Origin of the sequence: Streptomyces solitudinis (assembly GCF_036323765.1) — a bacterium.
In the GTDB taxonomy this organism is placed as follows: domain Bacteria; phylum Actinomycetota; class Actinomycetes; order Streptomycetales; family Streptomycetaceae; genus Streptomyces.
This window is the reverse complement of the sequence record NZ_JAZDCW010000003.1, coordinates 687800-714676: the sequence shown is the minus strand read 5'-3', so window position 1 is coordinate 714676 and position 26877 is coordinate 687800. Positions and strand designations below refer to the sequence as shown.

Sequence of the window (26877 nt, the reverse complement as noted above, 5' to 3'; positions counted from 1 at the left end):
TGCCTGCACGCTAACAGTGGCTGGAAACGATCGCCTCCGGAGCGCTCGTCGGCTCACCTGGTGAGACGGCGTCATCTGACGGGGCGGCGCGAGCCGAGGGCGCGGAACCGGGAGAATGGCCGCATGCGTGCCGCCCGACTCATCCGCCTCGTGCTGCTCCTCCAGAACCGGCGGGGCATGACGGCGGCCGAGCTGGCCCATGAGCTGGAGGTCTCGGAGCGGACGGTCATGCGGGACGTGGCGGCGCTGTCCGAGGCGGGGGTGCCGGTGTACGCGGACCGGGGCCGCTCGGGCGGCTACCGGCTCGTCGGCGGCTACCGGACGCGGCTGACGGGGCTGGCCCGCACCGAGGCCGAGGCGCTGTTCCTGTCGGGCGTGCCCTCCGCACTGCGGGATCTGGGCCTGGCGGACGCGGCGTCGGCGGCCGGGCTCAAGATCCTCGCCGCGCTGCGCCCGGAGCTGGGCGACGCGCGGGCCAGCGTGGCGCAGCGCTTCCACCTGGACGCGCCGGGCTGGTGGCAGGAACCGACGGCACCGGCGCTGCTGCCGGAGCTGGCGGAGGCGGTGTGGGACGACCGGCGGGTCACCGTCCGGTACCGGCGCGGCGGCACGGAGGTGGCGCGGGAGCTGGAGCCGTACGGGCTCGTCCTGAAGGCGGGCGTCTGGTACCTCATAGCCCGGGCCGTCTCCGGCGAACAGACGTTTTCCGGCCACCGCGTCTACCGGGTGGACCGCTTCGCCGAGGTACGGCACTCGGGTGAACACTTCGCCCGCGACGGGGACTTCGTCCTGCCCGCGTTCTGGGAGCGGCGGGCCGCCGAGTTCGCCCGGTCACTGCTGCGCGACGAGGTCGTCCTGCGCCTCACGGAGCCGGGAGCGCACAGGCTCCCCCACGTGCACAGCGACAGGGCCGCGGCGCGGGAGGCGCTGGCGGCGGGCGAGCGGGACGGGCAGGGGCGGATCACCGTCACCCTGCCCGTCGAGTCGCCGGACGTGGCCTTCGAACAGCTCCTCGCGCTCGGCCCCGAGGCGGAGGTGCTGGCACCCGCCGCCCTGCGGACCCGCTTCGCCGAAGCCGCCCGCCGCATGACGCAGCGTTACGAGGCAGCCACCCCGGCCGAACCCCCCGGAACCGCCGACGGCCACGGCTCGGTCCACGCTTAGGGTCGCCGCCGTGGACGACCATGGACGACCGCCTGGGGCCTCGGTGCTGACGACGCCGAAGACGTTCTCGGCCCGGACCGGGTCCGCCTGCTGCGCTTCCACCTCGGGCTCTGAGCGCCGACGAAGCCGTGAGACCGGCACGGCCCGTGAGCCGGGCGATGACGTGCCCGGGTTGTCCGTCGCGGACGGGGTGGCCGGGCGCAGTGCTAGCGGTAGTCCTCCGGGTTCCCCTCGGTGCCCGCGCGGGCGTCGAGCAGGTAGCGCCAGGCGTCGGGCTGCGAGCCGTCCGCGTCCGTGAATCCGTAGATCCGGGCGAGCGAGCCGCTGTCCAGCGACTTCCCGTTGAACCGGGCGACGTCCGGGTCCGCGGCGAGCGCGACGAGTGCGCGGGCGACGTAGAGCGGGGACTCGGACACGGCGAACGCCGGGTCCTGCGCCAGCCCGTCGCGCCAGCGTTCCTCCGTCACCTTGAAGTGCGTGTCGAGCATCGCCTCCGAGCGCAGCCAGCCGGGGGTCAGGGCGAGCGCCGTCGCGCCGTGCGCGGGCAGTTCCTGCGCCAGGGCGTAGGCCATCCGCAGCGGTGCGTTCTTGGCGAGGTCGTAGTAGAGGGGCTTGCGGTACTCGCGGTTGTACGCGGTGGTGCCGTCGGTCACCTCCACGACCAGCCCGCCGGGGTGGCGGATCAGCAGGGGGATGGCGTAGTGGCTGGTGACGAGGTGCGTCTCCGCGCCGAGCCGCAGCGCGCGCAGTCCGTCCGCCAGGTCGTGCTCCCACATCGGGCTCTCCCAGGCGATCAGGTGGTCGCCGCCCCAGATGTCGTTGACCAGCACGTCGAGCCGCCCCCGCTCGGCGTCGATGCGCTCCACCAGGGCACGGACCTGCTCGGGGACGAGGTGGTCGGTGGGCACGGCGATGCCGTGGCCGCCCGCGGCCGTCACCAGTTCGGCCGTCTCCTCGATCGTCTCGCCCGCCCGGCCGACCTCGCTGACCCGCTCGCGGGTGGTGCGCCCGGTGGCGTACACCGTCGCGCCCGCCCGGCCCAGCTCCACGGCCATCGCCCGGCCCGCCCCCCTGGTGGCGCCCGCCACCAGGGCGGTCCGCCCGGCCAGCGGCCCCCGCGTTCCCGCCGCCTTCTGCGTCGTCGTGCCCATCCCGCTCCCTCGTGTCCGTCCGTCGGTCTGCGGCGTCACGTTCGCACCGATACCCGTCAGCTCGTGTCAGGTTTTCCCGCGGATCCGCGGGCGGGTCTCCCCCGTGGCCGTCCTCCGCGTGCGGGGCGCGGGGCGCGGGCGGATGCTGTTCGCGTGACGATGCACGAGGACGAGTTCTGGGAGCTGATCGACCGCACGCGCGCGGCAGCCGGCAGCGACCCGGAGGAGCACGCGGAACTGCTGGTCGAGCGGCTGACGCAGCTCGATCCGGACTCCGTCACGGACTTCGCCCGGCACTTCGAGGTCCGCTGCCGCCGCGCGTACCGCTGGGACGTGTGGGGCGCGGCCTGGGTCCTGCTGGACGGGGCCAGCGACGACGTGTTCGACGCCTTCCGGTGCTGGCTCATCGGGCAGGGCCGCAAGGTCTTCGAGGGCGCCCTGCACCGGGATCCGGACGCCCTGGCCGGGCTGCTGGAGGACTTCGACCCCGAGGTGGACGGCGACGGCGACGACCTGGGGTACGCGGCGGACGAGGCGTACGAGGCGCTGCTCGGCACGGAGCTGCCGGACCTGGGTCTGCCCGATCCGCAGGACGAACCGGAGGGCGCGCCCCTCGACTTCGAGAACGACCGGGCGCTGGCCGAGCGGTTCCCCGGACTGTGGGCGCGGTTTCGCGGCTGAGCCCGCGCGCGTCGGCGAGGATGGGCGCATGCGCATCGCGGTCACCGGTTCCACCGGACTCATCGGCTCGGCCCTCGTCCGCTCGCTGCGCGCCGACGGGCACGAGGTCGTGCGGCTCGTGCGGCGCCCGGCACGGGCGGCTGACGAGGCGCAGTGGCGTCCCGAGCAGGGCTACCTGGACTCCTCCGGCCTCGCGGGCTGCGACGGCGTGGTGCACCTGGCGGGCGCGGGCGTCGGCGACCGCCGCTGGACGGCCGCCTACAAGCGCACGCTCCGCGACAGCCGGGTCCGCGGGACGCGGGTGGTGGCCGAGGCGGTCGCCGGGCTCGCCACGCCGCCGCGCGTCTTCGTGTGCGGCAGCGCGGTGGGCTTCTACGGCTACCCCGGCAGCCGTCCGGTGGACGAGTCGGACGGGCCGGGCACCGGTTTCCTGCCGGAGCTGTGCCAGGAGTGGGAGGCCGCGGCGGCGCCCGCGCAGGACGCCGGGGTGCGGACGGTGTTCGCCCGCACCGGGCTGGTCGTGGCCCGGAACGGCGGTGCGTGGGGTCGGCTGTTCCCGCTGTTCCGCGCCGGGCTGGGCGGACGGCTGGGCGACGGGCGGCAGTTCTGGAGCTTCATCGCGCTGCACGACACCGTCGCCGCGCTGCGGCACCTGCTGGAGGCCGGTGACGTGTCGGGGCCGGTGAACCTGACCGCTCCCGAGCCGGTGACGAACCGGGAGGTGACGGCCGCCATGGGGCGGGTGCTGCACCGGCCGACGCTGGCCACCGCCCCCGCACCGCTGCTGCGGCTGGCGCTGGGCGAGTTCGCCGGGGACGTGCTCGGCAGCGCCCGGGTGCTGCCGGGGAGGCTGACGGAGTCGGGGTTCACGTTCGCGTTCCCCCGCATCGACGACGCCATCCGCGCCGCCCTCCCGTAACGGACGCTCTTGTAACGGACGCTCCGTGGCCCGTGGCGTCCTGCGGCGGCCTGTCACCCCACCGGTGATCCGCCACGTGCCGGCGGGTGACCGCAGGGGTGTGCGCCCGTGCCGCGGCGCTGTGCGACCGGTGTGCGCCCGTGCCCTGTCCATGCGCGTCTCCACCGGTTCCCGTAGCTCCGTAGGGTCGTGGCACACCGGAGCTTTGCCGGAGCGGCCCGGGGGGCATCAGCCCGGCACGCTCGGCCGCACGGGACGGGCCGACGCGGGTTCCATCGGGTTCACCGACCTCGGGAGGGCACGTGCTCGGCACTGCACCCATACGTCGCACGGACACCGCGGACGTCGTCGTCGTCGGAGCCGGTCTGGCCGGGCTGGCGGCGGCACACGAGCTGGCCGGAGCGGGTCTGGCCGTCACCGTCGTGGAGGCCGCCGACGCGGTGGGCGGCCGGATGGCCACCACCGACGCGGACGGCTACCGGCTGGACCACGGCGCGCACCTGCTGTGCGCCGACTGGCCCGAGCTGAATCGTTTCCCCGCCTTCGCCGCCCTGACGCTGCGGCCCTTCGCCCCGGGCGCGGTGGTGCGGGGCACGGAGCGCACGGTCCGGCTGGGCGGCGCGCGGGCGCTGCGCCCCGGCGCGGGCGGCGCCGCCGGGGGTGGTACCGGGAGCACGGGCGGGAGCGCCCGGCACACCGCGCGCTCCCTCGGCACGGCGCTCGACGCCGCCCGGCTGCGCGCCCAGCTCGCCCGGCTCGCCGCCACCGCCCCGGAGCGGCTGCTCGCCCGCCCCGAGCAGCCGGCCGCGCGGGCCTGGGCGGCGCGGGGCGTCCCTTCCCGCACCGTCGGGACGCTGCTGCGCCCACTGGTGGCCGCCCTCACCGCGGACCCGGGGCTCACGACGTCCAGCCGCGTCGTGGACCTGGCGCTGCGCGGCTTCGCCCGGCGCGGCCTGGCCCTGCCCGCCGGTGGCGCGTCAACGCTGCCGGGCCTGCTCGCGGCGGCCCTGCCGCGCGGCACGGTGCGTACGGGCGTGCGGGCCGTCGCGGTGTCGGCCAACGCCGTCGAGACGGACGGGGGCGGCACGCTCGGCTGCCGGGCCGTGCTCATCGCGACCGGCGCGCGGGACGCCGCCGCGCTGCTGCCGGGCGTCCGGGTGCCCCGGTACCACCCGGTGACCGTCCTGCACCACGCCGCCGACGCGGCGCCGCCGCCCGCCGATCCGGCACTGGTGCTGGACGGCGACCGGCGCGGCCCGGTGACCCACACGGCGGTGGCCTCCGCCGTCGACCCGTCCCGGACGCCGCCCGGCCGCACCCTGGTGACGTCGGTGGTGCTCGGCGCGAACGCCCTCGCCCCGCCGGGCGTCCTCGACGAGGCCGTCCGCCCGCAACTCGGCGCCCTGTACGGGGTGGACGCCCGGCGGTGGGAGCTGCTGGCCGTCCACCACGAGCCGCACGCCGTCCCCGCGATGCCCGCGCCGCACGACGCCCGGCGCCCGGTGCGCGTCCTGACCGGGCTCTACCTGTGCGGGGACCACCGGGACACCGGCACGCCGCAGGGCGCGCTGCGTTCGGCGCTGCGCGCGGCGGAGGCCGTCCGCCGCGACTTCGGCGTCCCCGCGTGCCCCCGCCCCGTCCTCCGCGCGGCCTGACGCCGTGACGCCCGGGGTTGGCCGGCTGTTCGCCTGAGCCGTACCCGGACGCGGGCCAACCCGCTTAGCCTGTCGCTGTTTTGCTCCAGCCCGGCCGGGAACGGCCCGGCCGGGCCCCGGTCTCGACAGCGAAGGCGGCGACCCCGACGTGCGCAAGTCCACCCCCCTGGCCGCGGCAGTGCTCCTTGCCGCACTGGCCACCGTGCCCGCCCAGGCCCAGCCCCGCCCGGCCGACGCCGGGCCGGACGCCCTCCCGTACTCCGCGACCACCGGCGTCGGCGTGCACAACGCCTACGAACAGGCTGCCTACCCCTACCTCGCCGACGCCCTCGACTCCGGCGCCGCGCTGCTCGAACTGGACGTGTGGACCAACGCGTTCGGCGCGGGATGGCGGGTCTCGCACGAGACGCCGCTGTGGAACGCCAACAACTGCGTGGACGCCTCCTCCGCCGCCGAGCTGCGGAGCAAGGCGCGCAACCGGGACCTCGCGGGCTGCCTGTCCGACCTGCGCGCCTGGCACGAGGCGAACCCGGGGCACCGTCCGATCCAGCTCAAGATCGAGCTGAAGGACGGCTTCAACGCGCAGGCCGGACGCGGGCCCGCCGCGTTCGACGCGCTGGTGGACCGGGAGCTGGGCGACGCCGTCTTCCGCCCGGCCGACCTGATGGGCGCGCACCCCACGCCGGACGCGGCGGCGCGGGCCGGTGCCTGGCCGTCGCGGGACGCACTCGCCGGGAAGTTCCTCATCCACCTGATCCCCGGCACCGTCGAGGAGGGCAACCCCTTCGACTCGCTGTGGACGGACGTGGAGTACGCCCGGCACCTGCGCGCCCTGGCCGCCTCCGGCACGCTCGGGCGGGCGGCCGCCTTCCCGGCCGTGCACCGCGCCGGGCCGGGCGACCCGCGCGAGCGCTACGCGGACACCGGGCTGCGGCCGTGGTTCGTGGTCTTCGACGGGGACGCCGCCGCCTACGCGGGCGGCGGCGTGGACACCGCCTGGTACGCCCGGCACCACTACCTGCTCGTCATGACGTCGGCGCACGCGGTGCCGCCCGCGCTGGACGCCCGCAACCCGGGCGAGGACGCGGCGCGGGCACGGGTGGCGCAGCTGGCCGCGGCCCACGCGACGGTCGTCTCGACCGACTGGACGCCGCTGCCCCGGGTGCTCTCCACGGTGCTGCCGCGCGGCTGACGGGCCGGGCTCCCCGGGGCACGCCTTCCGTGGGCGCGCCCTGGCCGGGCACGGCGCGCGGCCCAGTCCGTCACCACGGTAGGCGGGCGCGGGGCCGGGCGCGCGCCGGGCCGGTCTTCCGGGTGCCGTTCCCGGCGGCGCGGTGCGCCTGGGCGGCGGGAGGCGGCGGGCATGAGATCCGTACGTCATGCAGTACGACCCTCGTGACGCCTCCCGCCGCCTCCTGCTGCGCGGCGGCGCCGGGCTCGGCGTGCTCGCCCTGTACCGCCTCCTGACCGGCGAACCCGGGCCCCTCCCGCCGGGGCGGCCCGGCGCCGGACCGGGGCCCGGACCCGGCTCCGCGCCGTCCGGGTCCCCCGGCCGCCCCACCGCGCGGGCCGACGCGCGTCCGCCCGCTCCGCCCTCGTACCGGCTGCGCCCGCTGGCCGGGCACGGACGGCGGGGGGACGGGACGGACCGGCGCCCCGTCCCCGTCCGGACGGCGGCGCACGAGACGCTGCCCCGGCCGGGCCGCTACGTGGCCCTCACCTTCGACGACGGCCCGCACCCCACGCGGACCCCGGCCGTTCTGGCGGTCCTGCGCCGCCACGGCGTCCGGGCGACGTTCTTCGTCATCGGGGAGAACGCGGCGTGGCACCCGGACGTGCTCAAGGCCGTCGCGGCGGACGGGCACGTGGTGGCCAACCACTCCTGGAGCCATCCGCAGCTCGACCTGGTCCCCGCCGCCCGCGTCCGCACGGAACTGGGCCGCACCTGCGACCTCGTCGACCGCGCCCTCGGCGCCCCGCCCCTGCTGGCCCGTGCCCCCTACGGCGCCTGGGACGCCCCGTCACTGCGGATCTGCGCCGAGCTGGGAATGGAACCGATGGGCTGGTCCGTGGACTCCCTCGACTGGGTCACCCGGCCCGACACCCGGACCATCCGCACCCGCGTGCTGCGCGGTGTCCACCCGGGCGCGATCGTCCTCGCCCACGACGGCGGCGACGGCCGCGAGCCGACCGTCGCGGCGCTCGCCCACTTCCTCCCCCGCCTCCTGGACCGCGGCTACCTCCCCGTCCCCCTCACCGGGCGGCAGGCCTAGGGACGGCGGGCCAGGGCGTCGCGGACGGCCTCGTCGGTGCGGGCGACGAGGGCGGTCCCGTCGTCCGCGGTGATCACGGGACGCTGGATGAGCTTCGGGTGGGCGGCGAGGGCGGCGATCCAGCGGCCCCGTTCCGCCTCCGTCCTCGGCCAGTCCCGCACGCCCAGCTCCCTGGCCTGCGGCTCCTGCGTGCGCACGAGGTCCCACGGTTCGAGACCGAGGCGCCCCAGCACGTCACGCAGCTCCTCCTCGGTGGGCGGCTGCTCCAGATAGCGCCGCACGGTGTACTCCGCCCCCGCCTCGTCCAGCGTGCGCACGGCGCTGCGGCACTTGGAACAGGCGGGGTTGACCCAGATCTCCATGCGCCCCAACCTACGCCGCCGCCGCGTGACGGCTCCACCGGCCGGGACACCGCAAGCACGGGCGAACGTGCGCGACCGGGCGATATGACCGCACCATGGAGGAGTGGCCGGACGTGCCCAGCCGAGTGGCGCCGGTGCGGTGCCAGGAAGGCCGGGTGCGTCGTGGCCGAGGTGAGGAGGCCCACGAGGTCGTCGCGCCGCTCCACCTCCCCAGCCCGTGGAGGAGCGGCGCGATGGTCTGCCCGGCCGCCCCTGTCCCGGACCCGGCGGGCGGCGGGCGGCGGGCGGCGGGCGGCACGGAACGCGCGGCGCGGGCGTACGCTCCCTCCTCATGACGCCTCCGCTCCCCGCCCGGCCCGGCCGCGACCGGCCCGCGCTCCTCGCGGTGCTCGGCGTGCTCGGCACCGCGCAGTTCCTCAAGGACCGGCTGCCCCGGGCCGCCGGCGTGCCGGTGTCCGTCGCCGCCGCCGGGGCGGTGCTGGCGCTCGGGCACCGGGCCGGGCTGCGCCGGAGCGACATCGGGCTCTCCCCCGCCGCCGCCCGGCGCGGCCTGCGGGACGGCGGTGCGGCGGCCTGCGCCGTCGCCGCGCTGTACGGCGCCGGGGCCGCCCTGCCCGCCACCCGCCCGCTGTTCGCCGACCGGCGGGCCGCGCCGACGCTGCCCGGTGTGCTGCGCCAGGCCCTCGTGGACGTGCCGCTGGGCACGGTGCTGCTGGAGGAGGCGGGCTTCCGCGGTGTGCTGCCCGCGCTGCTGCGGCCCCGGTACGGGCAGGCGCGGGCGCATGCGACGGCCGCCGCCCTGTTCGGGCTGTGGCACGTCCTGCCGGCGACCGCCCTGCCCCGGGCCAACCCCGCCCTGGCCCGGGCCTCCACGGCAGGCGGCACCCCCTCGACGGCGGCGACGGCGGCGGGCAACGTGCTGGCGACGGGCGCCGCCGGGGTGCTCTTCGCGGCACTGCGGCACCGCAGCGGCAGTCTCGTGGCCCCCGCCCTGCTCCACACCGCGCTGAACTCGCTCGGCTTCCTCGCCGCGCACCTCGTCAACCGCCCCCGCACGCCGGGAACGCGTCCCGGCGCCCCGCCGACGGCACGCCGCTGACCGGAGGCCGCCGGGCCGGTGCTCAGGGCCGCCCGGAGCCGTCCTGCCGGGGCGCCGGGACGGCCGCCGCGGGCACGGCCGGTATCCGCGCCGGGGTCAGAAGCTCCGGCGGGCGGCCCGCGGACGCGGCGAGTGCGGCGCTGACGGGGCCCGGCAGCGCGGCGGGCAGCAGCAGGCCGTGGGCGAGGCGGGCCGCGAGCGTGTGCCACGTCCCGGCGCGGCGCAGCATCGCGTGGTCGCTGCCCGCGAGGACGACGCCGCAGGCGCCCGCCCCGGCGTCGCGGGCGCGGTCCAGGAGGGCCCAGGTGCCGTGCGGGTCCGTGACGCCGTCGTCCCGGTCGTGCAGGAGGACGAGGCGCTTGCCCGCGAGGTGGGCGACCGGCTCGCCGGGCGGGCACCAGGGGGCGAGCCCGACGACGCCGCGCACGGCCGGGTGGGCGGCGGCACGCAGGGCGGCCCGGCCGCCCATGGAGTGCCCCACCAGGACGACGGGCACCTCTCCGATGGCCGCCAGCAGGGCGCGCAGGGCCTCCTCGGCGTCCTGGAGGGCGTCGGCGCGCTCCCCGTTCCAGCCGCGGTGGCGGTAGCGGACGTGGGCGACGACGGGCCGCAGCCGCGCGCACTCCCGTGCGATCGCACGGGCGAACGGCCGCATCCGCAGGCCCGGCAGGTTCCACCGCGTCGGCGGCTCCAGCGCCCCGGAACGGCCTCCGTGCAGGAGCAGGACGAGGGCTCCCGGCCCGGTGGGTGACGCGTGCGTGACGTAGCGGGGATGATCCACCGGTGGGGCCCTTCCGCGGCCGGGCCTCTCCCGGCGGCGCTCCCATGGTGACGCCCGCCCCGGCGGCCGGGGGCGGCGCCCCGCGTGGGCGGTCCCTACTCGGCTCCGGCCGGCAGGCTCTCCGGGAGGCCGCAGGTGGCGAAGAGGCTGGTGTCGAGGAAGGCGGCGACGTGCGAGACGCCGGCCGGGGTGAGGGTGAGGACCTGGAGCTGGAACGGCCGGTAGGTGCCGTCCTCGCCGAGCATGTAGACGCCGAAGGCGGGCTGGCCGTTCATCTCGACGGGTATCAGCCGCATGTCCCCCGGACCGGCGGGGCACCGGGTGTCGATCAGCTCGCCGATGACGGCCGGGCCCTGGTACCAGCCGGTGAACGGCGGCATCTCCCAGACGGCGTCCTGGCTGAAGAGCTTGACGATCTCCGCGACGTCCTTCACCTCGAAGGCGGCGACGTAGCGGTCCAGCAGCGCACGCCGCTCGCTCCCGGCGGGCTCGGTGACGGACTCCTCCGTGGGGGCCACCTGCTTCAGCTGGGCGCGGGCGCGCTGGAGTGCGCTGTTGACCGAGGCGACGGAGGTGCCGAGCAGCTCGGCCACCTCGGCGGCCCGCCACCTGAGCACGTCCCGCAGCAGCAGGACGGCGCGCTGCCGGGCGGGCAGGTGCTGGAGGGCGGCGACGAAGGCGAGCCGGATGCTCTCGCGCGAGGTGACGACGGCGGCCGGATCGGCCCCGGCCGCGCCGACCAGGGCGTCCGGCACCGGCTCCAGCCAGGGCACCTCGCCGCGCTCGACGAGATCCTCGGACGGGTCCGCGCTGGGCTGCCCGAGCCCGGTGGGCAGCGGGCGGCGGCTGCGGCTCTCCAGCGCGTCGAGGCAGGTGTTGGTGGCGATCCGGTGCAGCCAGGTGCGCATCGAGGAGCGGCCTTCGAACTTGTCGTAGGCCCGCCAGGCACGCAGGTACGTCTCCTGCACGAGATCCTCCGCGTCGTGCACCGATCCCAGCATCCGGTAGCAGTGGGCCAGCAGCTCGCGCCGGAACGGGTCGGCGAGCTGCGGGAAGTCACCGTCGGCCGTCCCGTCACGAACGGCCTCACGTTCCGCCCAGCGATCGGCTCCGCGGACCTCACGAACCTCGCTGACCTGCATCTCTGCCATGGCGTCGCCCCTTTGTCGCCCAAGCTGTGCGCGTGTTCGCCATCCTCGCAGAGGGGACTGACAACGGCCTTCCGGCGCAGGAGCGGGGACCGGCCGCGGCGGTGCTTCCCCGGCCCACACCCCGCGGCGGCCCCTGCGTCGGCGGGCCCTCGGCTCGGGCGTCGTCCTCGGCTCGGGCGGCGGCCCCTGCGTCGGAGGCGTCCCCGGCTTTGGCAGCCGCCTCGGCTCGGCTCGGGCGGCGTCAGGCGCGTTGGCCGGTGCGGATCGCGCAGACGGCGCCCTGCGGGTCGCGGAACATCGCCAGCCGTCCGTTGCCCGGCACGTCCATCGGCCCGAACAGCTCCTCCGCCCCGCCCGCGACGGCCTCCGCCCAGACGGCGTCGCAGTCCTCCACCGCGACGTACGGGTGCCACTCGGAACCGGAACCGGCCGCGAGGTTCTCCGGCAGGAGCGTCATCAGCCCCGCGTGCGCCCCGGCGTCCCCGGCCCCGGCGGGCGCGGCGACGCAGTAGGTGGTGCCCGGCATCGGCACGTCGGTGAACTCCCAGCCGAACACGGCGGCGTAGAAGTCCCGGGCGGCGACGGCGTCGGTGCTGTACAGCTCCGTCCAGCACAGCGCGCCCGGGGCGTCCACCACGTCCAGGCCCAGCCGTTCGCCCTGCTCCCAGACGGCGAACGCGGCGCCGGTCGGATCGGCGAACGTGGCCGCCCGTCCGGCGGTGAACACCTCGGCCGGTTCCGCCCGCACCTCTCCCCCGGCGGCCTCGACGACGCGGGCCGTCGCGTCGGCGTCCTCGGTGTGGAAGTACACCGTCCACGCCGGGTCGCCGCCGTCCCGCAGCGGCCCGGCCGCGGCGACGACGCGCCCCGCGGACTCGAAGAAGCCGTACCCCCCGGCGTCGGGCCCGGCCGGGCGGAACGCCCACCCGAACAGCCTCCGGTAGAACCCGGCCGAAGCGGCCACGTCCCGGCTGCCCAGATCGATCCAGACGGGTGCTCCCGGCACGAACGCGGTACTCAGCACGACGCATTACCTCCACTTGGCGACAGCGGTCCCGTCCACCCTGACACCCGCCACCGACAACCGCGCGACACCGCCCGCGCGCCGCGCGTCACCGCCCGAGGGGTCCGCTGGGCCTGACCGGCCTGGCCAGCTCCGCCCAGACGGTCTTGCCGACCGGATCGCGGGGGCGGCTGCCCCAGCGGACGGCGAGGGCGTCGACGAGGACGAGGCCGTAACCGGACTCGGCGCCGGGAGGCGGGAGACGGACCGCCGTGGGCGGGTACCGCTCGTCGCGGGCGTCGGACACCTCGATCCGCACGCACCGCCCCACGACGGCGAGCCGCAGCTCGAAGTCCCGTCCGGCGACGCAGCCGTGCCACACGGCGTTGGCGCACAGTTCCCCGACGACGAGTTCGGCGTTCCGCGCCAGCTCGCAGCCGTACGGCAGCCCCCAGGCGTCGAGCCGTTCGGCGGCGAACCGCCGGGCGAGCCGGGCCCCGCGCTGGGTGGAGCTGAAGCGCATGCGGAAGGTCCGCGCGGCGTCGGTGGATGGAGTATCTGGCTTCACACAGTGACCATGCCGTCACGGAGCATGACCTAACCGGGTCGGACCGGGGTTCTTTCCGCGATGTAGCAGACGGCGCCGCGGAGGAGGGGCCGCGGTGGTCCCGGGCGCGCCCGGGACCACCGCGGCCGGCCGCCTCACGGAAGGTCGAACTCGACGTCCCGGTCGTCGACCTTGACGATGCGGTCGCTGTAGCGGCCCGGGCCGTCGTCCTCCTCGATGAGGTACTGGCACCGGTAGCCCGTGTCCGTGTCGATCTCCACGAGTTCGACCTCGGGCAGCTCGTCACAGCGCAGGTCGTCGCTCATGGTGTTCTGGAGCTTCCAGAACTCCGCCCGGACGGTCTCGCCGACGAGGACGCCCTTCGTGGGGGCGATGTCGTAGCGGACGATGAACGAGCCCTCTTCGTAGTCGTCGGCGATGTTCACCTCCCAGGGCACCTCGACGCCCTCGTAGGTGATCGTGCACGCGGTCGTGGCGCCCGCCTTGAGCGTCACCTCGCCGCCTTCGCACGAGCCCTCGGTGTCCTTGACGACACCGGCCATCTCCACCGTGCGCTGGCGGAGTTCGTAGATGATCTTCTCGGTGAGGTCGGCTCCGGAGTCGGGCGACGGGCTGAGCGTCGGGTTGCTGCGCACCGGCTCCTCGGCGGGCGGCTCGACCACGACGGGCCGCTGCTCCCCCTCGGGCCGCGCCCCGTCCGCCGGAGCCCCCGTCTCCTCGTCCACGGCCGCCCCCGCCGCGGCCGTCGGCGTGGCGGTGGAGGCCGCGTCGTCTTCGGTGTCCCCGCCGCAGCCGGCGGTCAGCAGACCGGCGGCCACGACGGCGGTTATCGTTCTGGCGTATCGCATGGCACGAGCCTAGTGATCACCGGGTCCGGGTACGGCACCGGCCTTCCCGTGGTGGGGCGGACGGCCGCGCGGAGCCGGCTCCGCGCCGGGCGCGCACCGCAGTCCGCCCCGGGGCACGGCCCCGCGGCCGGACGACCGCCGGGCGCCGGAGCACGCGGGCGGCGGTACGCACGGGCGGCGGTTGTCACTTGTACAGAAAATTTGTCCATCACCCCGGTACCGGCAGGGCGGCGTCTCGTTGGTGAGGGTGGAGCCCGCGGCCGCGGGCCGGGGCAGCAGGCGCCGCCCCCGCCGCCGCACCGGAGCGGCGGGCCCGCGTGGGCGGCGCGACCGAAGGGGAGGCCAGCCCATGCAGGAGCACGAGGACGCCTTCGACTCGTCCGCGCTGCGGGAGTCGTACGCGTTGTGCGCGGCCGAGGCGAAGCAGTTCCTGGCGCCGATGTGGCGGGCCACCGAGATGCTGCCCGTCGCGCTCCGCCCCCACTTCCACGCCATGCAGGCGTTCCTGGCGCGGAGCGACCGCATCGCCGACGAGGGCGGAACCCGGGCCGACCGCGAGATCCGGATCGCCCGGTGGCGCTCCGACACCCTGGCGGAGCTGTGCTCCGGGCACAGCGGGCACCCGCTGCGGCGGGCGTTCGTCGACACGGTGCTGCGGTGGGACCTCGACCAGGCGGTGCTCGCCGAGTTCTTCGACACCCTCCAGGCCGACTGCGCCGCCCCGCCCGCCTTCGAGACCTTCGACGACCAGCGGCGCTACCTGCGGGGCATCGCGGGCACGATCTTCGAGATGTGGGCTCCGATGCTGCAAGCGGAGGTGCCGGGGGCGACGGCGACGCTCTCGGTGCTCGGGGAGGTGTGCCAGCTCGTGGACAACGTCGAGGACCTCCCGCTCGACCTCGCCGCCGGCCGCTGCTACCTGCCGCACGCCGACCTGCGCCGGTTCGGGCTGGCCGTCGGGGACCTCCGGCGCGGGGAACCCCGGGGGGCGCTGGACGCGCTGGCGGACGTCCAGCTCGGCCGCTGGTGTGAGCTGCTGGAGCAAGTGGTGCCGGTGGCCGCGATGGTGGGCCTCCCGTACCAGCCGTTCCTGCACACCCTGATCCTGGGAGTGCAGCTCCAGTTCGACGAGGTCACGCTCCAGCGCGGCCGGATCTTCACCGACGGCGTCGAACCGCTGACGTCGACCGGCGCGGCACTGCGCCGCGCGAGCCCGCCGCACACGGGGGAAGTCCCGCACCACGTCGCCGTCATCATGGACGGCAACCGGCGGTGGGCGGCGCGGCGCGGGCTGACGGTCTCCCAGGGCCACCGCACCGGCGAGTGGGCCGCGATGCGTCTGGTCAACGCCGCCCTGCGGCTGGGCATCCGGCACCTGAGCGTCTACGCGTTCTCCACCGAGAACTGGGATCGCTCCCAGGAGGAAGTGACCTTCCTGTTCGAGACGTTGGGAGAGGGGATCGCCCTGGGCGTCGAGTGGCTGCACGAGCTGGGCGTGCGGGTGCGCTGGTGCGGGCGGCGCGACCGCCTGGAACCGTCGCTCGCCTCCGCCCTGACGCTGGTGGAGAGCATGACCTCGCACAACGACGCGCTGTCCCTGACCCTCTGCGTCGACTACGGCGGACGGGACGAACTGACCGCCGCGGCCCGCGCGCTGGCCGCCGAGGCGGCCGCCGGGACGATCCGGCCCGAGGACATCGACCCGGAGGACCTGGCCCGCCACCTGTACGTGCCCGGTCTCCCCGACGTCGACCTGCTGATCCGCACCTCCGGCGAGCAGCGGATCAGCAACTTCCTGCCCTGGCACCTGGCCTACGCCGAACTCGTCTTCGACCCGGCCCCCTGGCCCGACTTCGGCCTGGCCCAGCTGCGGGAGGCCGTCACGGTGTACGAGGGACGCCAGCGCCGGTTCGGCGGGAGCCTCCCCCGTCCCGCCCGCCCAGTGGAGGAGGAACCGGCCCGGGACGCGTGAACCCCCGGGCCGGCTGTCACCTCACGGCTTCGGCGGCGTGTACACGCCCTCCGCGGTCACGTACCCCAGCAGCGTGCCCGCGGTGAACACGGGCTCGCCGAAGGTGGCGACGTACGCCTCCATCAGCTCGGGGGTGGCGTGCAGCGGCACCTCGCTGACCCGCACTCTCAGCGGCTGGCCCGCCGGGGCGCCGCTGGTGGTGAGCGAGCCCTCGTCCAGGCCGCAGCGGAACACCGAACGGTGCCCGACCTCGACGCCGTTGGCCGTGCACCTCCCGGACGCCACCCCGTCCCGCAGGACGCCGTGCAAGGCGACGATCCGGAACTCGCCGCGTGGTGTGCTGACCGTGATCCCGCCCTCCAACGCGCTGTCCCCCTCGACGTCGGACAGGCGCCTCACGGAGGGGTCGCCCTTGCCCGCGCGCACGGGGAACCGGACCGCCGTGCCCCGGGTGTCCGTGACCAGCCGGGCCGGAGCCACCGCTTCGACCACGGCCCCCAGCCGGTCCATCTCCTCCCGCACCTGCCCGGTCCAGCGGATCTCCACCCAGCCGTCGGATACCGTGCCCCACGTGTCGTCCGCCGCGGCGGACGCCGCACCCGCGAACTGGGCCAGCAAGGGGGCGGCCACGGCGGCCCCCAGAACTGTTCGTCGCCTCGCGCTCATCGGTGTTCGCACCATCCCTTCTCCGGGCCGCAGGACCACGACCCGAAGGAAAATCATCTGACCACCAGAACGCGCAGACCGCGCAACGCCGGTAAACCACCTGAAAGGATGACAATCCACACGGTCATGCGAGAGCCGCGGGGCGCGTGGTGGACGACCGCACGCGCCACCGGGGCCCGCCCGGGGCGCCCCCGGACCGGCCCCTCCGCGGCAGGGGCTCAGTCCGTCAGGACGACGTCCGCCTGGGCGCCGCCCAGGTCCCCGACCTGGTACCTGACGTGCGGCACCTCACCGGACCTGAGGCCCGTGGTCGTCGCCTCGGTCTCCAGGCGGACGGTGTCGCCCGGTGCGACGTCCAGCCGCACGTTCCCGCAGACCGCTTCCGGCCGGTTCACCCGGACGCGGCACGGGAGAGAGTTCCCACACTCCCTCGGACGTCGGACCGGCCCGCGGGTCCGCCGGGCCGGTCGTGGAGCGACCGCCCCACGCGGGGCCCCTTCCGCCGGCGGGGAGCGGCGACACCCAGGGACAGCCGGTACGGGACAGGACGGCCCGCCGGATACGGCCACACCGTCCCGTCGGCGGACCCGGGCCACACGCTCCGCCGACCGCGGCCCTCGCGTACGCATCCCGACCCCACCGCCCCTGCCTGTGATGTGCGTCACCCTCCTCGCCGGGGCCCCACCGGCCCACCGTCACGCCCGTGACGCGTGGGGCCACGGAAGCGCAGGTCACGGCTGATAACCAAGGGTGAACGGATCACTACCGGTCGGTACCGGCTATGCGAAGGGCATATGCAGCACACACGTGGTCATGTTCTGCGGAAATTCCCCACAAGTGCCCTCCACGTTTGCCCACCCCTGACCGGTTAGCTGGCCAGTGAGGACAACCCGTCCTCCGGCACGCGACGACATGCGAAGCGCGGGGGCCAGCCGTGCCGACGGAACCGACGAGATGGAAGGCAGAACCTTTTGTACGAGGTGCTCATCGGCGCGCTGGCACTGACCACCGCGGTACGCGTCTTCGTGCCGGACGCGGCGCGCCTGGCCCGGCGCGGACTCGCGGCGGGCGTCAGAGTGGGAGCCGCGTCACTCGGCGAACCGCGGTACACCGCCGCCCCGGTCCACCGGCGCGGCGGACCGGCCCTTCCCCCCGGCGAGGAGGAGCGGGCGTGAACGACGACGAGGAGAGGAACCACCCGAGACCGCCCCGACCCGCACTGCGCGCGCCCCACGTGATCCCCGTCGTCTTCTGGGCCTTCCACAAACGCTACTGGCCCGCCTACCGCGCCTACGCGGAACTGCACCTGGGCGACGCGCGGCTCGCCGGCCGCGTCGCCCACCGCGTCTTCCAGAACCTCATGCGGAGCTGGTCGCGGCTGATGGAGGAGGCCAGCCCCGCCTCCAGCGCCTGGGCCCAGCTCAAGGAGGCCGTGGACGAGATCCTCATAGCCCAGGGCCGCGAGTCCGCCATGGTCGAGACGGCCTCCTTCGGGCGCGTCAGCCGCGCCGTCCTGGAAGGCACCCGCGAGGAGTTCGCCGCCATGGAGACCAGCATCGGCCTGTACGCCGCCATCTCCCGGCTCCCGGCCCGGCAGTTCGACGTGATGGTCCTGCGCGACGTCCTCGGCTACGACCCGGCGCAGACCGCCGCCATCATGGGCATCACCGAGGCCACCGTGCGCTCCCACCGCCACCGCGCCCGCCAACGGCTCGCCCACGAACTGGGCCTGGAGCCCGGACCCGACGAGGAATGAGGAGTACCGCCCCCATGCAGCCGCCGCGCACTTTGGACGACCTCCTGAACGACGCCCGCGCCTTCCCCCACGACCACCCCGGCGCGGAGGAGGGGCGGGCATCCCGTCACCGGCTGGAGGACGCCGCCGCCGAGGCGGTCGCACGCGGCGCTGCCCGGGGCGGCCCTCCTCCCCCCGCCGCCCTGCCCCGACGGGAACGGGCCGCCCGCGAACTGCGGCAGCTCTCCTACTGGGCCGTCCACGGCCCGGGCGCCGCCCAGCTCATCGCCGCGCTGGCCGCCACCCACCAGATCGACCCCGACGGCGCCCTGGTGTTCGCCTGCCTGCTCCACCTCGCCGACCGCGACGAACAGGCCGAATTCCTCTGGCAGTTCGCTGCCGGGGCCGGGAAACCGGCCGCCGCTGAATGCCTGTACCTGCTCCACCTGACCCGGGGCGAACTGCGGCACGCCCGGCACTGGGCACGCCAGGCCGCCGACCTCGACACCGCCGACTCCGCCCCCCGCTGCGAGCGCCGACCCGCCCGCCCCCCGGCCGCCCGCCGCGAACCGCGACCGCTGACGTCCCTGATGCTCCTGCGTACCTGGCGCGCCCTGCGGCGTCACGAAACCGCCGGAAGCTGGACCGCAGGAACCTTCCACACCCGCACCGGGACCCTGTCCCGGGCGCTGGCCCACGCCGTCCAGAGCCTGAAGGGCGACCCCGACCCCGACACCAGCCTCCTCCCCTGGCCCGACCCCACCCTGGCCCGCCACCTCGGACATCACCCCGCCCTGTGACGCCCCCGGCCCGCGTGCCCACCCCGACCCGGGACAATCGTTCCCGGACCACCCCGGCACACCGCGCCGTCCCACCCTCCGAAGGAGCGCACCTTGCACCGCCCATGGCGAACCGTCCTCGGCGTCACACTCACCGCGGTGCTCGTGGCCGCCGCCTTCCTCCTGGGCAGGTCGACGGCCCCCGACGAGAGCACGCCGCGGGGGCGCGACTCCGTGGACGGACCCTCCTCGGCGGCGTTACTGGAAGAGCGGGCCGCCGAGAACGCCGCGCGGTTCCGGTCAGCCGCGAGCGGCACGGACGCCCAGGGGGTGCGGCTCCTGTACCGGCACAGCCGGACCGACGGCACACCGTTCGTCGTGGTACGCACGGAACTCGGCCCCGAGGACCACCAACGTGCCGAGGCGCTGGACGCCCTCGTCCGCGACCATCTGCGGCGCGCGGGAGCCGGCCTGTCGGACGGCTTGGAGACCGTCCTCTACGCCGCCGACGGAACCCTGCTGCGCCGCTGGGACACACGCTGACTCCCCCGCCACCTTCTGAGCTACCGCGGGGGGAGGCAGGAACGCCGCACGATCTGCTGGTTCTCCCCCTCCCCGCCTGGAAACAGCCGTCCACCGGCACAAGAGACGGGTGGGCTGGGGGCTCGGAGGCCCTGTGGTGGCACGGTGAGGCCGCCCGCGACTCGTCACGCACGATGCATAGTGCTGTCTCCGCGCCGTTCTGATCAGCTCCCAGGAGACCGAGGAGGTGCCGCCGCGCAGAGCCCGGCCAAGCCAGCGAGGGCCGCCACCCCGGCCATGGGGTGACGGCCCTCGGACTGCCCAACTGACATCACGTCAGAGCGCTGGCGGGGCGGCGCGCACTCGGCGCACAGGCCAGAGCCTGCCTCCCGGGCTTCCGCCCGGGTCGCCCGGCCGGGCCGCTCAGATGTCGAAGTAGAGCTCGAACTCGTGGGGGTGGGGGCGGAGCTGCATCGGGGCGATCTCGTGGGTGCGCTTGTAGTCGATCCACGTCTCGATGAGGTCGCCGGTGAAGACGCCGCCCGCCTGGAGGTACTCGTTGTCGGCTTCGAGGGCTTCGAGGACGGCCGGGAGGGAGGTGGGGACCTGGGGGACGCCCGCGTGCTCCTCGGGGGCCAGCTCGTAGAGGTCCTTGTCGATCGGCTCGGCCGGCTCGATCTTGTTCTTGACGCCGTCCAGGCCGGCCATCAGCAGGGCGGAGAAGGCCAGGTACGGGTTGGAGGACGGGTCCGGGGCGCGGAACTCGACGCGCTTGGCCTTCGGGTTGGAACCGGTGATCGGGATGCGCATCGCGGCGGAGCGGTTGCGCTGGCTGTAGACCAGGTTCACCGGGGCCTCGAAGCCGGGGACCAGGCGGTGGTAGGAGTTCACCGTCGGGTTGGTGAAGGCCAGCAGCGAGGGGGCGTGCTTGAGGATGCCGCCGATGTAGTAGCGGGCGGTGTCCGAGAGGCCCGCGTAACCCTGCTCGTCGTAGAACAGCGGCTCGCCGCCGCTCCACAGCGACTGGTGGACGTGCATGCCGGAGCCGTTGTCGCCGAAGATCGGCTTGGGCATGAAGGTGGCGGTCTTGCCGTTGCGCCAGGCGACGTTCTTCACGATGTACTTGAAGAGCATCAGGTCGTCGGCGGCGGCGAGCAGGGTGTTGAACTTGTAGTTGATCTCCGCCTGGCCCGCGGTGCCGACCTCGTGGTGCTGGCGCTCGACCTTGAGCCCGGCGGCTGCCAGCTCCAGGGAGATCTCCGCGCGCAGGTCCGCGAAGTGGTCCACCGGCGGGGCCGGGAAGTAGCCGCCCTTGTAGCGGACCTTGTAGCCGCGGTTGCCGCCGTCCTCGATCGCGCCGGTGTTCCAGGCGCCGGCCTCGGAGTCGATGTGGTAGTACCCGGCGTTGGCCTTGGTCTCGAAGCGGACGTCGTCGAAGACGTAGAACTCGGCCTCGGGACCGAAGAAGGCGGTGTCGGCGATGCCGGAGGAGGTGAGGTACGCCTCGGCCTTCTTCGCCACGTTCCGCGGGTCGCGGCTGTACTGCTCGCCGGTGATCGGGTCGTGGATGAAGAAGTTGACGTTGAGGGTGGCGTCCTTGCGGAACGGGTCCAGGCGCGCGGTGGACAGGTCGGCGACGAGCGCCATGTCGGACTCGTGGATGGCCTGGAAGCCGCGGATCGAGGAGCCGTCGAACATCAGGTGCTCGGCCGGGTCGAAGATGTCCGCGGGGACCGTGAAGTGCTGCATGATCCCCGGCAGGTCGCAGAAGCGGACGTCGACGAATTTCACGTCGTTGTCCGAAATGAACTTCTTGGCCTCGTCGGCGTTCTGGAACATCCAAGTCCTCCTAGTCCCGCCGCGACGGGACGGGATTGCAGCTAAAGGTCGCAGCCCAGTGCGGTGGCCCGCTGGGCTCGACCCTAGGCATACGGGATTTCTCCAGCATGACCCGATTGTTTCGCCGATGTTAACCAGGCGCGACCCGGTGGCCCGGCTTCCCGGGCGCCGCGACGGGCCCGGCGCGCGTTCGCATACGGTCCCCGCCTGCGCGGACGGGCGGCCGCCGTCCGCCTCGCGGAGCACGCGCGCTACCGTGGACGCGTGGACAAAAGGCAGGCAATCGGATCTTGGCTCTCGGGCCCGCGCGCCGCGGCCGAGGAGATGGGCGCGGAGTTCGGCTACCGGGGTGAACGGCTCGGCCTGCCCGAGGAGGGGCCGGGTTCCGTCGCGCCGCTCGGGCGCCGGTTCGCCGCCATCTTCATCGACTGGCTGCTGTGCCTCGTGATCGCCTACGGGCTCTTGTCGGACTCGGGCGTGAGCGGGACGGGGAACTGGACGCTGCTGGTCTTCGGCGTGATGTCGTTCCTGACGGTGGGGACGGTCGGTTCGACGCCGGGCAAGCGGATCCTGCGGTTGCAGGTGCTGTCGGTGACGGGCGGACGGCTGTCGGTGCCCCGGGTGCTGCTGCGCACGGCACTGCTGGTGCTCGCCCTCCCGGCACTGGTGTGGGACCGGGACACCCGGGGACTGCACGACCGGCTCTCGGGCGCCGTCCAGGTCCGCACCTGACGCTCCGGGTCACCCTCGCCGCGTCCGGGCCGCCCCGCCGTTCCGGCCCGTCCAGGTCGCGAAGGGGGGCACGCCGGGTGACCGGCGTGCCCCTCGTTCCCTCGTCACGGCCGTGGCCCGGTGGCGGGCCCGGTCTCAGCGACGGCCGCCCTGGCCACCCTTCGGCATGCGCATGCCCTTCGGCATGGGCCCCTTCGGGATCGGCATGTTGTTCATCAGGTCACCGACCGCCCGCAGCCGGTCGTTGATCTCGGTCACCTGGGAGCCCGCGAGGACGCGCGGCCGCTTCACCACGGTGGTGCGGAGCTTCTTCAGCGGCACCTCGCCCTCGCCGTTGCCGACGATCACGTCGTGCACGGGGACATCGCCCAGCAGCCGCGCCATCTTCTTCTTCTCGGAGACCAGCAGGCCCCGCGCCCGGTTCGGGTTGCCCTCGGCGACCAGCACCACGCCGGGGCGCCCCACCGCGCGGTGGACGACGTCCTGGCTGCGGTTAATCGCCACGGCCGGGGTCACGGACCAGCCGCGCCCGATGTTCTCCAGCACCGCCGCCGCCGCTCCCGGCTGGCCCTCCATCTGCCCGAACGCCGCCCGCTCGGCACGTCGGCCGAAGACGATCGCCACCGCGAGGAAGGCCAGCAGGAAGCCCAGAATGCCCAGGTACACCGGGTGCCCGATGAGGAACCCGATGCCGAGGACGACACCGAACGTGAGCAGACCGACGCCGAGCAGGATGAACCCGATCCAGCGGTCGGCCCTTCGGGTCATCTTGTAGGTCAGGGCGATCTGCTTGAGCCGCCCCGGGTTCTCGGATTGTTCCTTCCTCGCCATGGGAGGAAGTTTACGTGGCCCGGCGCGTGCCTTCCGCTGCGGCCTGCAGGACGTGCGCGACCTCCAGCCGGTCCCTGGCCCTGCGGCGGTCCTCCAGCACGGACGTCCAGGCGTTGCGCCGGGCGGTGCTGTGGCCGCCGCGCAGCAGGACGGTCTCCAGCGCGCGCAGGGCGTCCGAGAGGGACGGCCGGGCGGCGGTGACCGTCACGTGGTCGACGGGACGGCCTTGGCGCACCGGCGTGCGGGGGGCGTCGGCTGCCTGCAGGACCATGGTCGGGACCTCCGGAGGGCGTGGCGGAACGGGACGGAACGGGCACACGCGGACGGGCGGGCGGGACCGGGGCAGGACGGGGGCCGGCCACCGCACCAGCGTCACCGCATGGTGTTACCACCGCGTGACGGGGCGGTCAAAAGGCGTGGAACGCCTTTCGGCCGCCCCGGTGCGGTCCGGCTGCTAGGCCGCTCCGCCCGCCGCCGCGGCGGCGTCGGGGACGGCGGCCGCCGCGGCCGCCTCGCGGCGCTCGACGGCCTGCTGGTACAGCCGTCCGGCGCGGTAGGAGGAGCGGACGAGCGGGCCGGACATGACGCCCGCGTAGCCGATCTCCTCGGCCTCCTGCTGGAGCTCCACGAACTCGTGCGGCTTCACCCAGCGCTCGACGGGGTGGTGGCGCGGCGTGGGCCGCAGGTACTGGGTGATGGTGATCAGCTCGCAGCCCGCCTCGTGCAGGTCGCGCAGGGCCTGGCTGACCTCCTCGCGGGTCTCGCCCATGCCGAGGATGAGGTTCGACTTGGTGACGAGCCCGTCCTCGCGCGCCCGGGTGATGACCTCCAGGGAGCGCTCGTAGCGGAACGCGGGACGGATGCGCTTGAAGATGCGCGGCACCGTCTCGACGTTGTGCGCCAGCACCTCGGGGCGGGAGGAGAAGACCTCGGCGAGCTGCTCGGGGACGGCGTTGAAGTCGGGGATCAGCAGTTCCACGCCGGTGCCGGGCATCAGCGCGTGGATCTGCCGCACCGTCTCCGCGTACAGCCAGGAGCCGCCGTCCTCCAGGTCGTCGCGGGCGACGCCGGTGATCGTGGCGTACCGCAGCTCCATCTGGCGGACGGACTCGGCCACGCGGCGCGGCTCGTCGCGGTCCAGTTCGGCGGGCTTGCCGGTGTCGATCTGGCAGAAGTCGCACCGCCGGGTGCACTGCTCGCCGCCGATGAGGAACGTCGCCTCGCGGTCCTCCCAGCACTCGAAGATGTTGGGACAGCCCGCCTCCTGGCAGACCGTGTGCAGGCCCTCGCTCTTCACCAGGGACTGGAGCGCGTTGTACTCCGGCCCCATCTTCGCCCGGGTCTTGATCCACTCGGGCTTGCGCTCGATGGGGGTCTGGCTGTTGCGGACCTCCAGGCGGAGCATCTTGCGACCGTCGGGTGCGACAGCGGACACGTCCGGCTCCTAAAGCTTTCGATTCCTCGGCGTCTTCCAGGGTACGCCCCATGGTCGCGCCGTCTTTCACGATGGTGCGCCACGGTTACCAAGGCCAGGACGCACGGTGGTGACCGTCACACTGCGCGCGGCAGCGGCTCGGCCGACTCCAGGACGGCCTGCAGGTGCTTCTCGACGACCGGCAGCACCTCCGCGACGGTGACCGTGCGGCCCAGTTCGCCGGAGAGCGAGCCGACCCCGGCGTCCCGGATGCCGCAGGGCACGATGCGGTCGAAGGACGTGTTGTCCGGCGCGCAGTTCAGCGCGAAGCCGTGCATGGTGACGCCCTTGGCGACCCGGATGCCGATGGCCGCCAGCTTGCGGTCCTCGCCGCGCTGGCCCGCGTTGGACGGCGCGTACTCGGGGCCCATCAGGCGCGGGTCGTAGTCGTCGTCGCCCCCGGAGGCCGCGTCCGGCCCCGCGGCGTCGGGCCCGGGGCCCGACGCCGCGGCGGGCCGGGGGCCGAAGTCCAGCGCGAGGCCGCCCAGCGCGCGGCGCTGCTCCAGTGGATCGCCGAGCACCCACACCCCGCTGCGGCCCTCCACTCGCGTCGTCTCGACGCCGAACTCGGCGCACGTGCGGATCAGCGCCTCCTCCAGGCGCCGCACGTGGGCGACGACGTCCACCGGGCGGGGCAGTTTCAGGATGGGGTAGCCGACGAGCTGCCCGGGGCCGTGCCAGGTGATCTTGCCGCCCCGGTCCACGTCGACGACGGGCGTCCCGTCGAGCGGGCGCTCGCTGTCCAGCGTGCGCCGCCCGGCGGTGTAGACGGCCTGGTGCTCCAGCAGCAGGCAGGTGTCGGGGATCTCGTCGGCGAACCGCGCCGCGTGGACGTCGCGCTGCCGCTGCCAGGCCGCCCGGTACTCCACCGCGTCCTCGCCGAAGCCCAGGTGGACAAAGCGCAGCTCGCTCACGGCGGCTTCCCCTCTCGTGCTCGCGGACGGCCATCCGTGCCGTCCGCACGTCTGACGCCCACTGTACGGCGGACGGGTGGTGTCGCCTCGGGCGGCGGCGGGGAGCGGGCACCGCTCGCACTCACACGTATGGATGAATACCGCGCCAAGCGCCAAGCCGGGGCTGGCCAGGCCGTTACATTCACGCCGTTTCCGCAGGGCGCCCAGGCGTCTGTACCGAACGACAGGCAGGAGACCGCACAGCCGATGTCGACGGAACGACCTGGGAGCCGCCCCTCCCAGCAGCGCACGCCCAACCGCCAGCTCGCCGCGCTCATCGCCGAGGCGGGCTTCTCCAACGCGGGCCTGGCCCGCCGGGTGGACCAGCTCGGCCTGGAACACGGCCTCGACCTCAGATACGACAAGACCTCCGTCACCCGCTGGCTGCGCGGTCAGCAGCCACGCGGCACCACCCCGGCGCTCATCGCCGAGGTCTTCACCCGGCGGCTCGGCCGCCGGCTCACCGCCCAGGACCTCGGCCTGGACCCGTGCGCCCCGGTGTACGCGGGTCTGGAGTTCGCCGCGACGCCCCGCGAGGCGGTGGACATCGTCGGCGGGCTGTGGCGCAAAGACGCCGGGAGCCACCGGGAGCTGCGGAAGATCGCGTTCACCGCGGCGGGGCTCGTCGTGCCCAGCCGCGACTGGCTGATCGGCCGTCCCGACGAGCGGGTGGGGCGCGGGGACCCGCCACCGCTGCCCCGGGTACCCCCGCAGGGCCGGGGGCCGACGGTGGCCCGGCTGCGGGTGGACCGCATGGAGCAGGTCGAGCGCGGCCCCGGACAGCGGGTGACCGGCGGCGACGTCGCGGCCCTGCGCTCGGTGGCCGAGCTGTTCCGCGCCCTGGACCACGCGTACGGCGGCGGGCACGCCCGGCAGGCGCTCGTGCGGTACCTGGAACACGAGGCGGAGCCGATGCTGCGCGGCACCTACGGGGAGGTGCTGGGCCGCCGCCTGTTCGCCTCGGCGGCCGACCTGACGCGGCTCGCGGGCTGGACGGCGTACGACATCGCCGCGCACGGCCTCGCCCAGCGGTACTTCGTGCAGGCGCTGCGCCTGTCGCAGGCCGCCGGGGACCGGACCTACGGCGGCTACGTGCTGGTCACGATGAGCCGCCAGGCCGTCCACCTGAAGCACGGCCGGGAGGCGGTGCAGCTCGCCCGGGTGGCACAGCAGGGGCTCGGTACGGCCGTGCCCGCCCCCGTCCAGGCGCTGCTGCACGCCGCGGAGGCCCGCGCCCACGGCGTGCTCGGCGACGCCCGCTCGGCGACGGCGTCCCTGGCGCGGGCCGAACGGGCGCTGGAGGCGGCCGGGCCGGGCGAGGAGGTGCCGCACTGGGCACGCTTCTTCGACGAGGCGCAGCTCGCGGACGACCTCGCGCACTGCCACCGTGACCTCCAGCAGTACCGCACCGCCGCCCGGTACGCGGAACGGTCGCTGGAGCTGCGTGCTCCGGGTTACGCGCGCAGCCGCGTGCTGACCCGGATCGTGCTGGCGACGGCGCGGCTGGGGCTCGGGGAGGTGGAGGAGGCGTGCACGCTCGGCGCGGACGCCGCCAGGGCGGTGTCCGAGCTGCGCTCGGTGCGGGCCCACGAGTACGTCCGGGACTTCGAGCGGCGGCTGGAGCCGTACCGGGACGCGCCCCCGGTGCGCGGCTACCGCGAGCGGGTGGCCGCCCTGGACTGACGCCGCCGCTTCCGGGCCGGCGGGGGCGGCACGGCG

Annotated in this window: 28 protein-coding genes; 14 read left to right on the top strand and 14 right to left on the bottom strand. The window is 75.0% G+C overall.

Translation table 11 applies throughout. The annotated features are described in order from the left end of the window. The first annotated feature begins 123 nt into the window (after positions 1–123). Positions 124–1164 carry a helix-turn-helix transcriptional regulator gene (locus V1J52_RS10675; protein WP_330139414.1) on the top strand — a complete coding sequence of 347 codons (1041 nt, stop codon included), beginning with the start codon at positions 124–126 and terminating at the stop codon, positions 1162–1164. Between the two features lie 206 nt (positions 1165–1370). Here V1J52_RS10675 and V1J52_RS10670 read toward each other — a convergent pair whose 3' ends face one another. After that, a complete protein-coding gene (locus tag V1J52_RS10670) occupies positions 1371–2315 on the bottom strand; it encodes an SDR family oxidoreductase (RefSeq protein ID WP_330139413.1) in 945 nt (314 codons plus the stop codon). A gap of 159 nt (positions 2316–2474) precedes the next feature. Between V1J52_RS10670 and V1J52_RS10665 the strand changes: the two genes are divergently transcribed. The 5 genes from V1J52_RS10665 to V1J52_RS10645 all read left to right on the top strand — a co-directional run bounded on the left by V1J52_RS10665 (position 2475) and on the right by V1J52_RS10645 (position 7843). After that, on the top strand, positions 2475–2996 hold the full coding sequence (locus V1J52_RS10665; RefSeq protein WP_330139584.1) for a DUF4240 domain-containing protein: 522 nt from the start codon (positions 2475–2477) through the stop codon (positions 2994–2996). Between the two features lie 28 nt (positions 2997–3024). Then, positions 3025–3915 (top strand): TIGR01777 family oxidoreductase, encoded by an 891-nt coding sequence (locus V1J52_RS10660; RefSeq protein WP_330139412.1) that lies wholly within the window; start codon positions 3025–3027, stop codon positions 3913–3915. A gap of 302 nt (positions 3916–4217) precedes the next feature. Beyond that, complete coding sequence (locus tag V1J52_RS10655; protein ID WP_330139411.1) at positions 4218–5570, top strand: FAD-dependent oxidoreductase; 1353 nt, start codon at positions 4218–4220, stop codon at positions 5568–5570. 148 nt (positions 5571–5718) lie between these two features. After that, positions 5719–6762: a phosphatidylinositol-specific phospholipase C domain-containing protein gene (locus V1J52_RS10650; protein WP_330139410.1), complete on the top strand. Its 1044-nt coding sequence runs from the start codon at positions 5719–5721 to the stop codon at positions 6760–6762. A 187-nt stretch (positions 6763–6949) separates the two neighbouring features. Further along, positions 6950–7843, top strand: coding sequence for a polysaccharide deacetylase family protein (locus tag V1J52_RS10645; protein ID WP_330139409.1), 894 nt, complete (start codon positions 6950–6952; stop codon positions 7841–7843). On the opposite strand, the gene V1J52_RS10640 is transcribed toward V1J52_RS10645, so the two are convergent. After that, the gene (locus tag V1J52_RS10640; protein ID WP_330139408.1) at positions 7840–8205 is read right to left on the bottom strand and encodes an arsenate reductase family protein; all 366 of its coding nucleotides are present in this window, start codon (positions 8203–8205) and stop codon (positions 7840–7842) included. The two genes, V1J52_RS10645 and V1J52_RS10640, sit on opposite strands and share 4 nt — an antisense overlap. A gap of 331 nt (positions 8206–8536) precedes the next feature. Here V1J52_RS10640 and V1J52_RS10635 point away from each other — a divergent pair, with 331 nt between their 5' ends. Then, the gene (locus V1J52_RS10635) at positions 8537–9304 is read left to right on the top strand and encodes a CPBP family intramembrane glutamic endopeptidase (RefSeq protein WP_330139407.1); all 768 of its coding nucleotides are present in this window, start codon (positions 8537–8539) and stop codon (positions 9302–9304) included. Positions 9305–9326: 22 nt separating this feature from the next. Here the strand turns inward: V1J52_RS10635 and V1J52_RS10630 are convergent, their stop codons facing one another. The 5 genes from V1J52_RS10630 to V1J52_RS10610 form a co-directional block, all read right to left on the bottom strand. Then, entirely contained in the window at positions 9327–10085 is a 759-nt protein-coding gene (locus V1J52_RS10630; RefSeq protein ID WP_330139406.1) for an alpha/beta fold hydrolase, read from the bottom strand. Positions 10086–10180: 95 nt separating this feature from the next. Continuing rightward, a complete protein-coding gene (locus tag V1J52_RS10625; RefSeq protein WP_443075798.1) occupies positions 10181–11227 on the bottom strand; it encodes a sigma-70 family RNA polymerase sigma factor in 1047 nt (348 codons plus the stop codon). Between the two features lie 250 nt (positions 11228–11477). After that, positions 11478–12260, bottom strand: coding sequence for a VOC family protein (locus V1J52_RS10620; protein ID WP_330139404.1), 783 nt, complete (start codon positions 12258–12260; stop codon positions 11478–11480). A gap of 88 nt (positions 12261–12348) precedes the next feature. Beyond that, positions 12349–12762: an ATP-binding protein gene (locus V1J52_RS10615; protein ID WP_330139403.1), complete on the bottom strand. Its 414-nt coding sequence runs from the start codon at positions 12760–12762 to the stop codon at positions 12349–12351. Between the two features lie 179 nt (positions 12763–12941). Continuing rightward, on the bottom strand, positions 12942–13655 hold the full coding sequence (locus V1J52_RS10610) for a hypothetical protein (RefSeq protein WP_330139402.1): 714 nt from the start codon (positions 13653–13655) through the stop codon (positions 12942–12944). A 349-nt stretch (positions 13656–14004) separates the two neighbouring features. Between V1J52_RS10610 and uppS the strand changes: the two genes are divergently transcribed. Further along, positions 14005–15627, top strand: coding sequence for a polyprenyl diphosphate synthase (uppS, locus tag V1J52_RS10605; RefSeq protein WP_330139401.1), 1623 nt, complete (start codon positions 14005–14007; stop codon positions 15625–15627). A 21-nt stretch (positions 15628–15648) separates the two neighbouring features. Here uppS and V1J52_RS10600 read toward each other — a convergent pair whose 3' ends face one another. Together V1J52_RS10600 and V1J52_RS10595 are read right to left on the bottom strand one after the other, a co-directional pair. After that, positions 15649–16257 carry a hypothetical protein gene (locus tag V1J52_RS10600; protein WP_330139400.1) on the bottom strand — a complete coding sequence of 203 codons (609 nt, stop codon included), beginning with the start codon at positions 16255–16257 and terminating at the stop codon, positions 15649–15651. Positions 16258–16511: 254 nt separating this feature from the next. Continuing rightward, positions 16512–16688, bottom strand: a complete 177-nt coding sequence (locus V1J52_RS10595) for a hypothetical protein (protein WP_330139399.1) — start codon at positions 16686–16688, stop codon at positions 16512–16514. Positions 16689–17264: 576 nt separating this feature from the next. On the opposite strand from V1J52_RS10595, the gene V1J52_RS10590 reads away from it, so the two are divergent. The 4 genes from V1J52_RS10590 to V1J52_RS10575 all read left to right on the top strand — a co-directional run bounded on the left by V1J52_RS10590 (position 17265) and on the right by V1J52_RS10575 (position 19350). Beyond that, positions 17265–17468, top strand: coding sequence for a hypothetical protein (locus V1J52_RS10590; protein ID WP_330139398.1), 204 nt, complete (start codon positions 17265–17267; stop codon positions 17466–17468). Then, entirely contained in the window at positions 17465–18049 is a 585-nt protein-coding gene (locus V1J52_RS10585) for an RNA polymerase sigma factor (RefSeq protein WP_330139397.1), read from the top strand. Before V1J52_RS10590 ends, V1J52_RS10585 begins: the two co-directional genes overlap by 4 nt. Positions 18050–18063: 14 nt before the next feature. Continuing rightward, positions 18064–18828 (top strand): hypothetical protein, encoded by a 765-nt coding sequence (locus tag V1J52_RS10580; RefSeq protein WP_330139396.1) that lies wholly within the window; start codon positions 18064–18066, stop codon positions 18826–18828. 93 nt (positions 18829–18921) lie between these two features. Further along, positions 18922–19350 carry a hypothetical protein gene (locus tag V1J52_RS10575; protein WP_330139395.1) on the top strand — a complete coding sequence of 143 codons (429 nt, stop codon included), beginning with the start codon at positions 18922–18924 and terminating at the stop codon, positions 19348–19350. Positions 19351–19752: 402 nt separating this feature from the next. On the opposite strand, the gene glnA is transcribed toward V1J52_RS10575, so the two are convergent. After that, entirely contained in the window at positions 19753–21168 is a 1416-nt protein-coding gene (glnA, locus tag V1J52_RS10570) for a type I glutamate--ammonia ligase (RefSeq protein WP_330139394.1), read from the bottom strand. Between the two features lie 264 nt (positions 21169–21432). Between glnA and V1J52_RS10565 the strand changes: the two genes are divergently transcribed. Beyond that, a complete protein-coding gene (locus V1J52_RS10565) occupies positions 21433–21900 on the top strand; it encodes an RDD family protein (RefSeq protein ID WP_330139393.1) in 468 nt (155 codons plus the stop codon). 135 nt (positions 21901–22035) lie between these two features. On the opposite strand, the gene V1J52_RS10560 is transcribed toward V1J52_RS10565, so the two are convergent. From V1J52_RS10560 to lipB, 4 genes are all read right to left on the bottom strand, one after another. Next, entirely contained in the window at positions 22036–22731 is a 696-nt protein-coding gene (locus V1J52_RS10560) for a DUF4191 domain-containing protein (RefSeq protein ID WP_330139392.1), read from the bottom strand. Between the two features lie 10 nt (positions 22732–22741). Continuing rightward, positions 22742–22996 (bottom strand): SCO2195 family GlnR-regulated protein, encoded by a 255-nt coding sequence (locus V1J52_RS10555; protein WP_443075797.1) that lies wholly within the window; start codon positions 22994–22996, stop codon positions 22742–22744. 189 nt (positions 22997–23185) lie between these two features. After that, positions 23186–24166 (bottom strand): lipoyl synthase, encoded by a 981-nt coding sequence (gene lipA / locus V1J52_RS10550; RefSeq protein ID WP_330139390.1) that lies wholly within the window; start codon positions 24164–24166, stop codon positions 23186–23188. A gap of 116 nt (positions 24167–24282) precedes the next feature. After that, positions 24283–25119, bottom strand: coding sequence for a lipoyl(octanoyl) transferase LipB (lipB, locus tag V1J52_RS10545; RefSeq protein WP_330139389.1), 837 nt, complete (start codon positions 25117–25119; stop codon positions 24283–24285). A 246-nt stretch (positions 25120–25365) separates the two neighbouring features. Here lipB and V1J52_RS10540 point away from each other — a divergent pair, with 246 nt between their 5' ends. Further along, positions 25366–26841 (top strand): NsdA family TPR-like regulatory protein, encoded by a 1476-nt coding sequence (locus V1J52_RS10540; RefSeq protein ID WP_330139388.1) that lies wholly within the window; start codon positions 25366–25368, stop codon positions 26839–26841. Positions 26842–26877: the final 36 nt, after the last annotated feature.

Coding starts and splice junctions, on each gene's coding strand:
- V1J52_RS10675 (WP_330139414.1), top strand. CDS start 124: ATGCGTGCCGCCCGACTCATCCGCCTCGTGCTGCTCCTCCAGAACCGG.
- V1J52_RS10670 (WP_330139413.1), bottom strand. CDS start 2,315: ATGGGCACGACGACGCAGAAGGCGGCGGGAACGCGGGGGCCGCTGGCC.
- V1J52_RS10665 (WP_330139584.1), top strand. CDS start 2,475: ATGCACGAGGACGAGTTCTGGGAGCTGATCGACCGCACGCGCGCGGCA.
- V1J52_RS10660 (WP_330139412.1), top strand. CDS start 3,025: ATGCGCATCGCGGTCACCGGTTCCACCGGACTCATCGGCTCGGCCCTC.
- V1J52_RS10645 (WP_330139409.1), top strand. CDS start 6,950: ATGCAGTACGACCCTCGTGACGCCTCCCGCCGCCTCCTGCTGCGCGGC.
- V1J52_RS10640 (WP_330139408.1), bottom strand. CDS start 8,205: ATGGAGATCTGGGTCAACCCCGCCTGTTCCAAGTGCCGCAGCGCCGTG.
- V1J52_RS10635 (WP_330139407.1), top strand. CDS start 8,537: ATGACGCCTCCGCTCCCCGCCCGGCCCGGCCGCGACCGGCCCGCGCTC.
- V1J52_RS10625 (WP_443075798.1), bottom strand. CDS start 11,227: ATGCAGGTCAGCGAGGTTCGTGAGGTCCGCGGAGCCGATCGCTGGGCG.
- V1J52_RS10615 (WP_330139403.1), bottom strand. CDS start 12,762: ATGCGCTTCAGCTCCACCCAGCGCGGGGCCCGGCTCGCCCGGCGGTTC.
- V1J52_RS10610 (WP_330139402.1), bottom strand. CDS start 13,655: ATGCGATACGCCAGAACGATAACCGCCGTCGTGGCCGCCGGTCTGCTG.
- uppS (WP_330139401.1), top strand. CDS start 14,005: ATGCAGGAGCACGAGGACGCCTTCGACTCGTCCGCGCTGCGGGAGTCG.
- V1J52_RS10580 (WP_330139396.1), top strand. CDS start 18,064: ATGCAGCCGCCGCGCACTTTGGACGACCTCCTGAACGACGCCCGCGCC.
- glnA (WP_330139394.1), bottom strand. CDS start 21,168: ATGTTCCAGAACGCCGACGAGGCCAAGAAGTTCATTTCGGACAACGAC.
- V1J52_RS10560 (WP_330139392.1), bottom strand. CDS start 22,731: ATGGCGAGGAAGGAACAATCCGAGAACCCGGGGCGGCTCAAGCAGATC.
- V1J52_RS10540 (WP_330139388.1), top strand. CDS start 25,366: ATGTCGACGGAACGACCTGGGAGCCGCCCCTCCCAGCAGCGCACGCCC.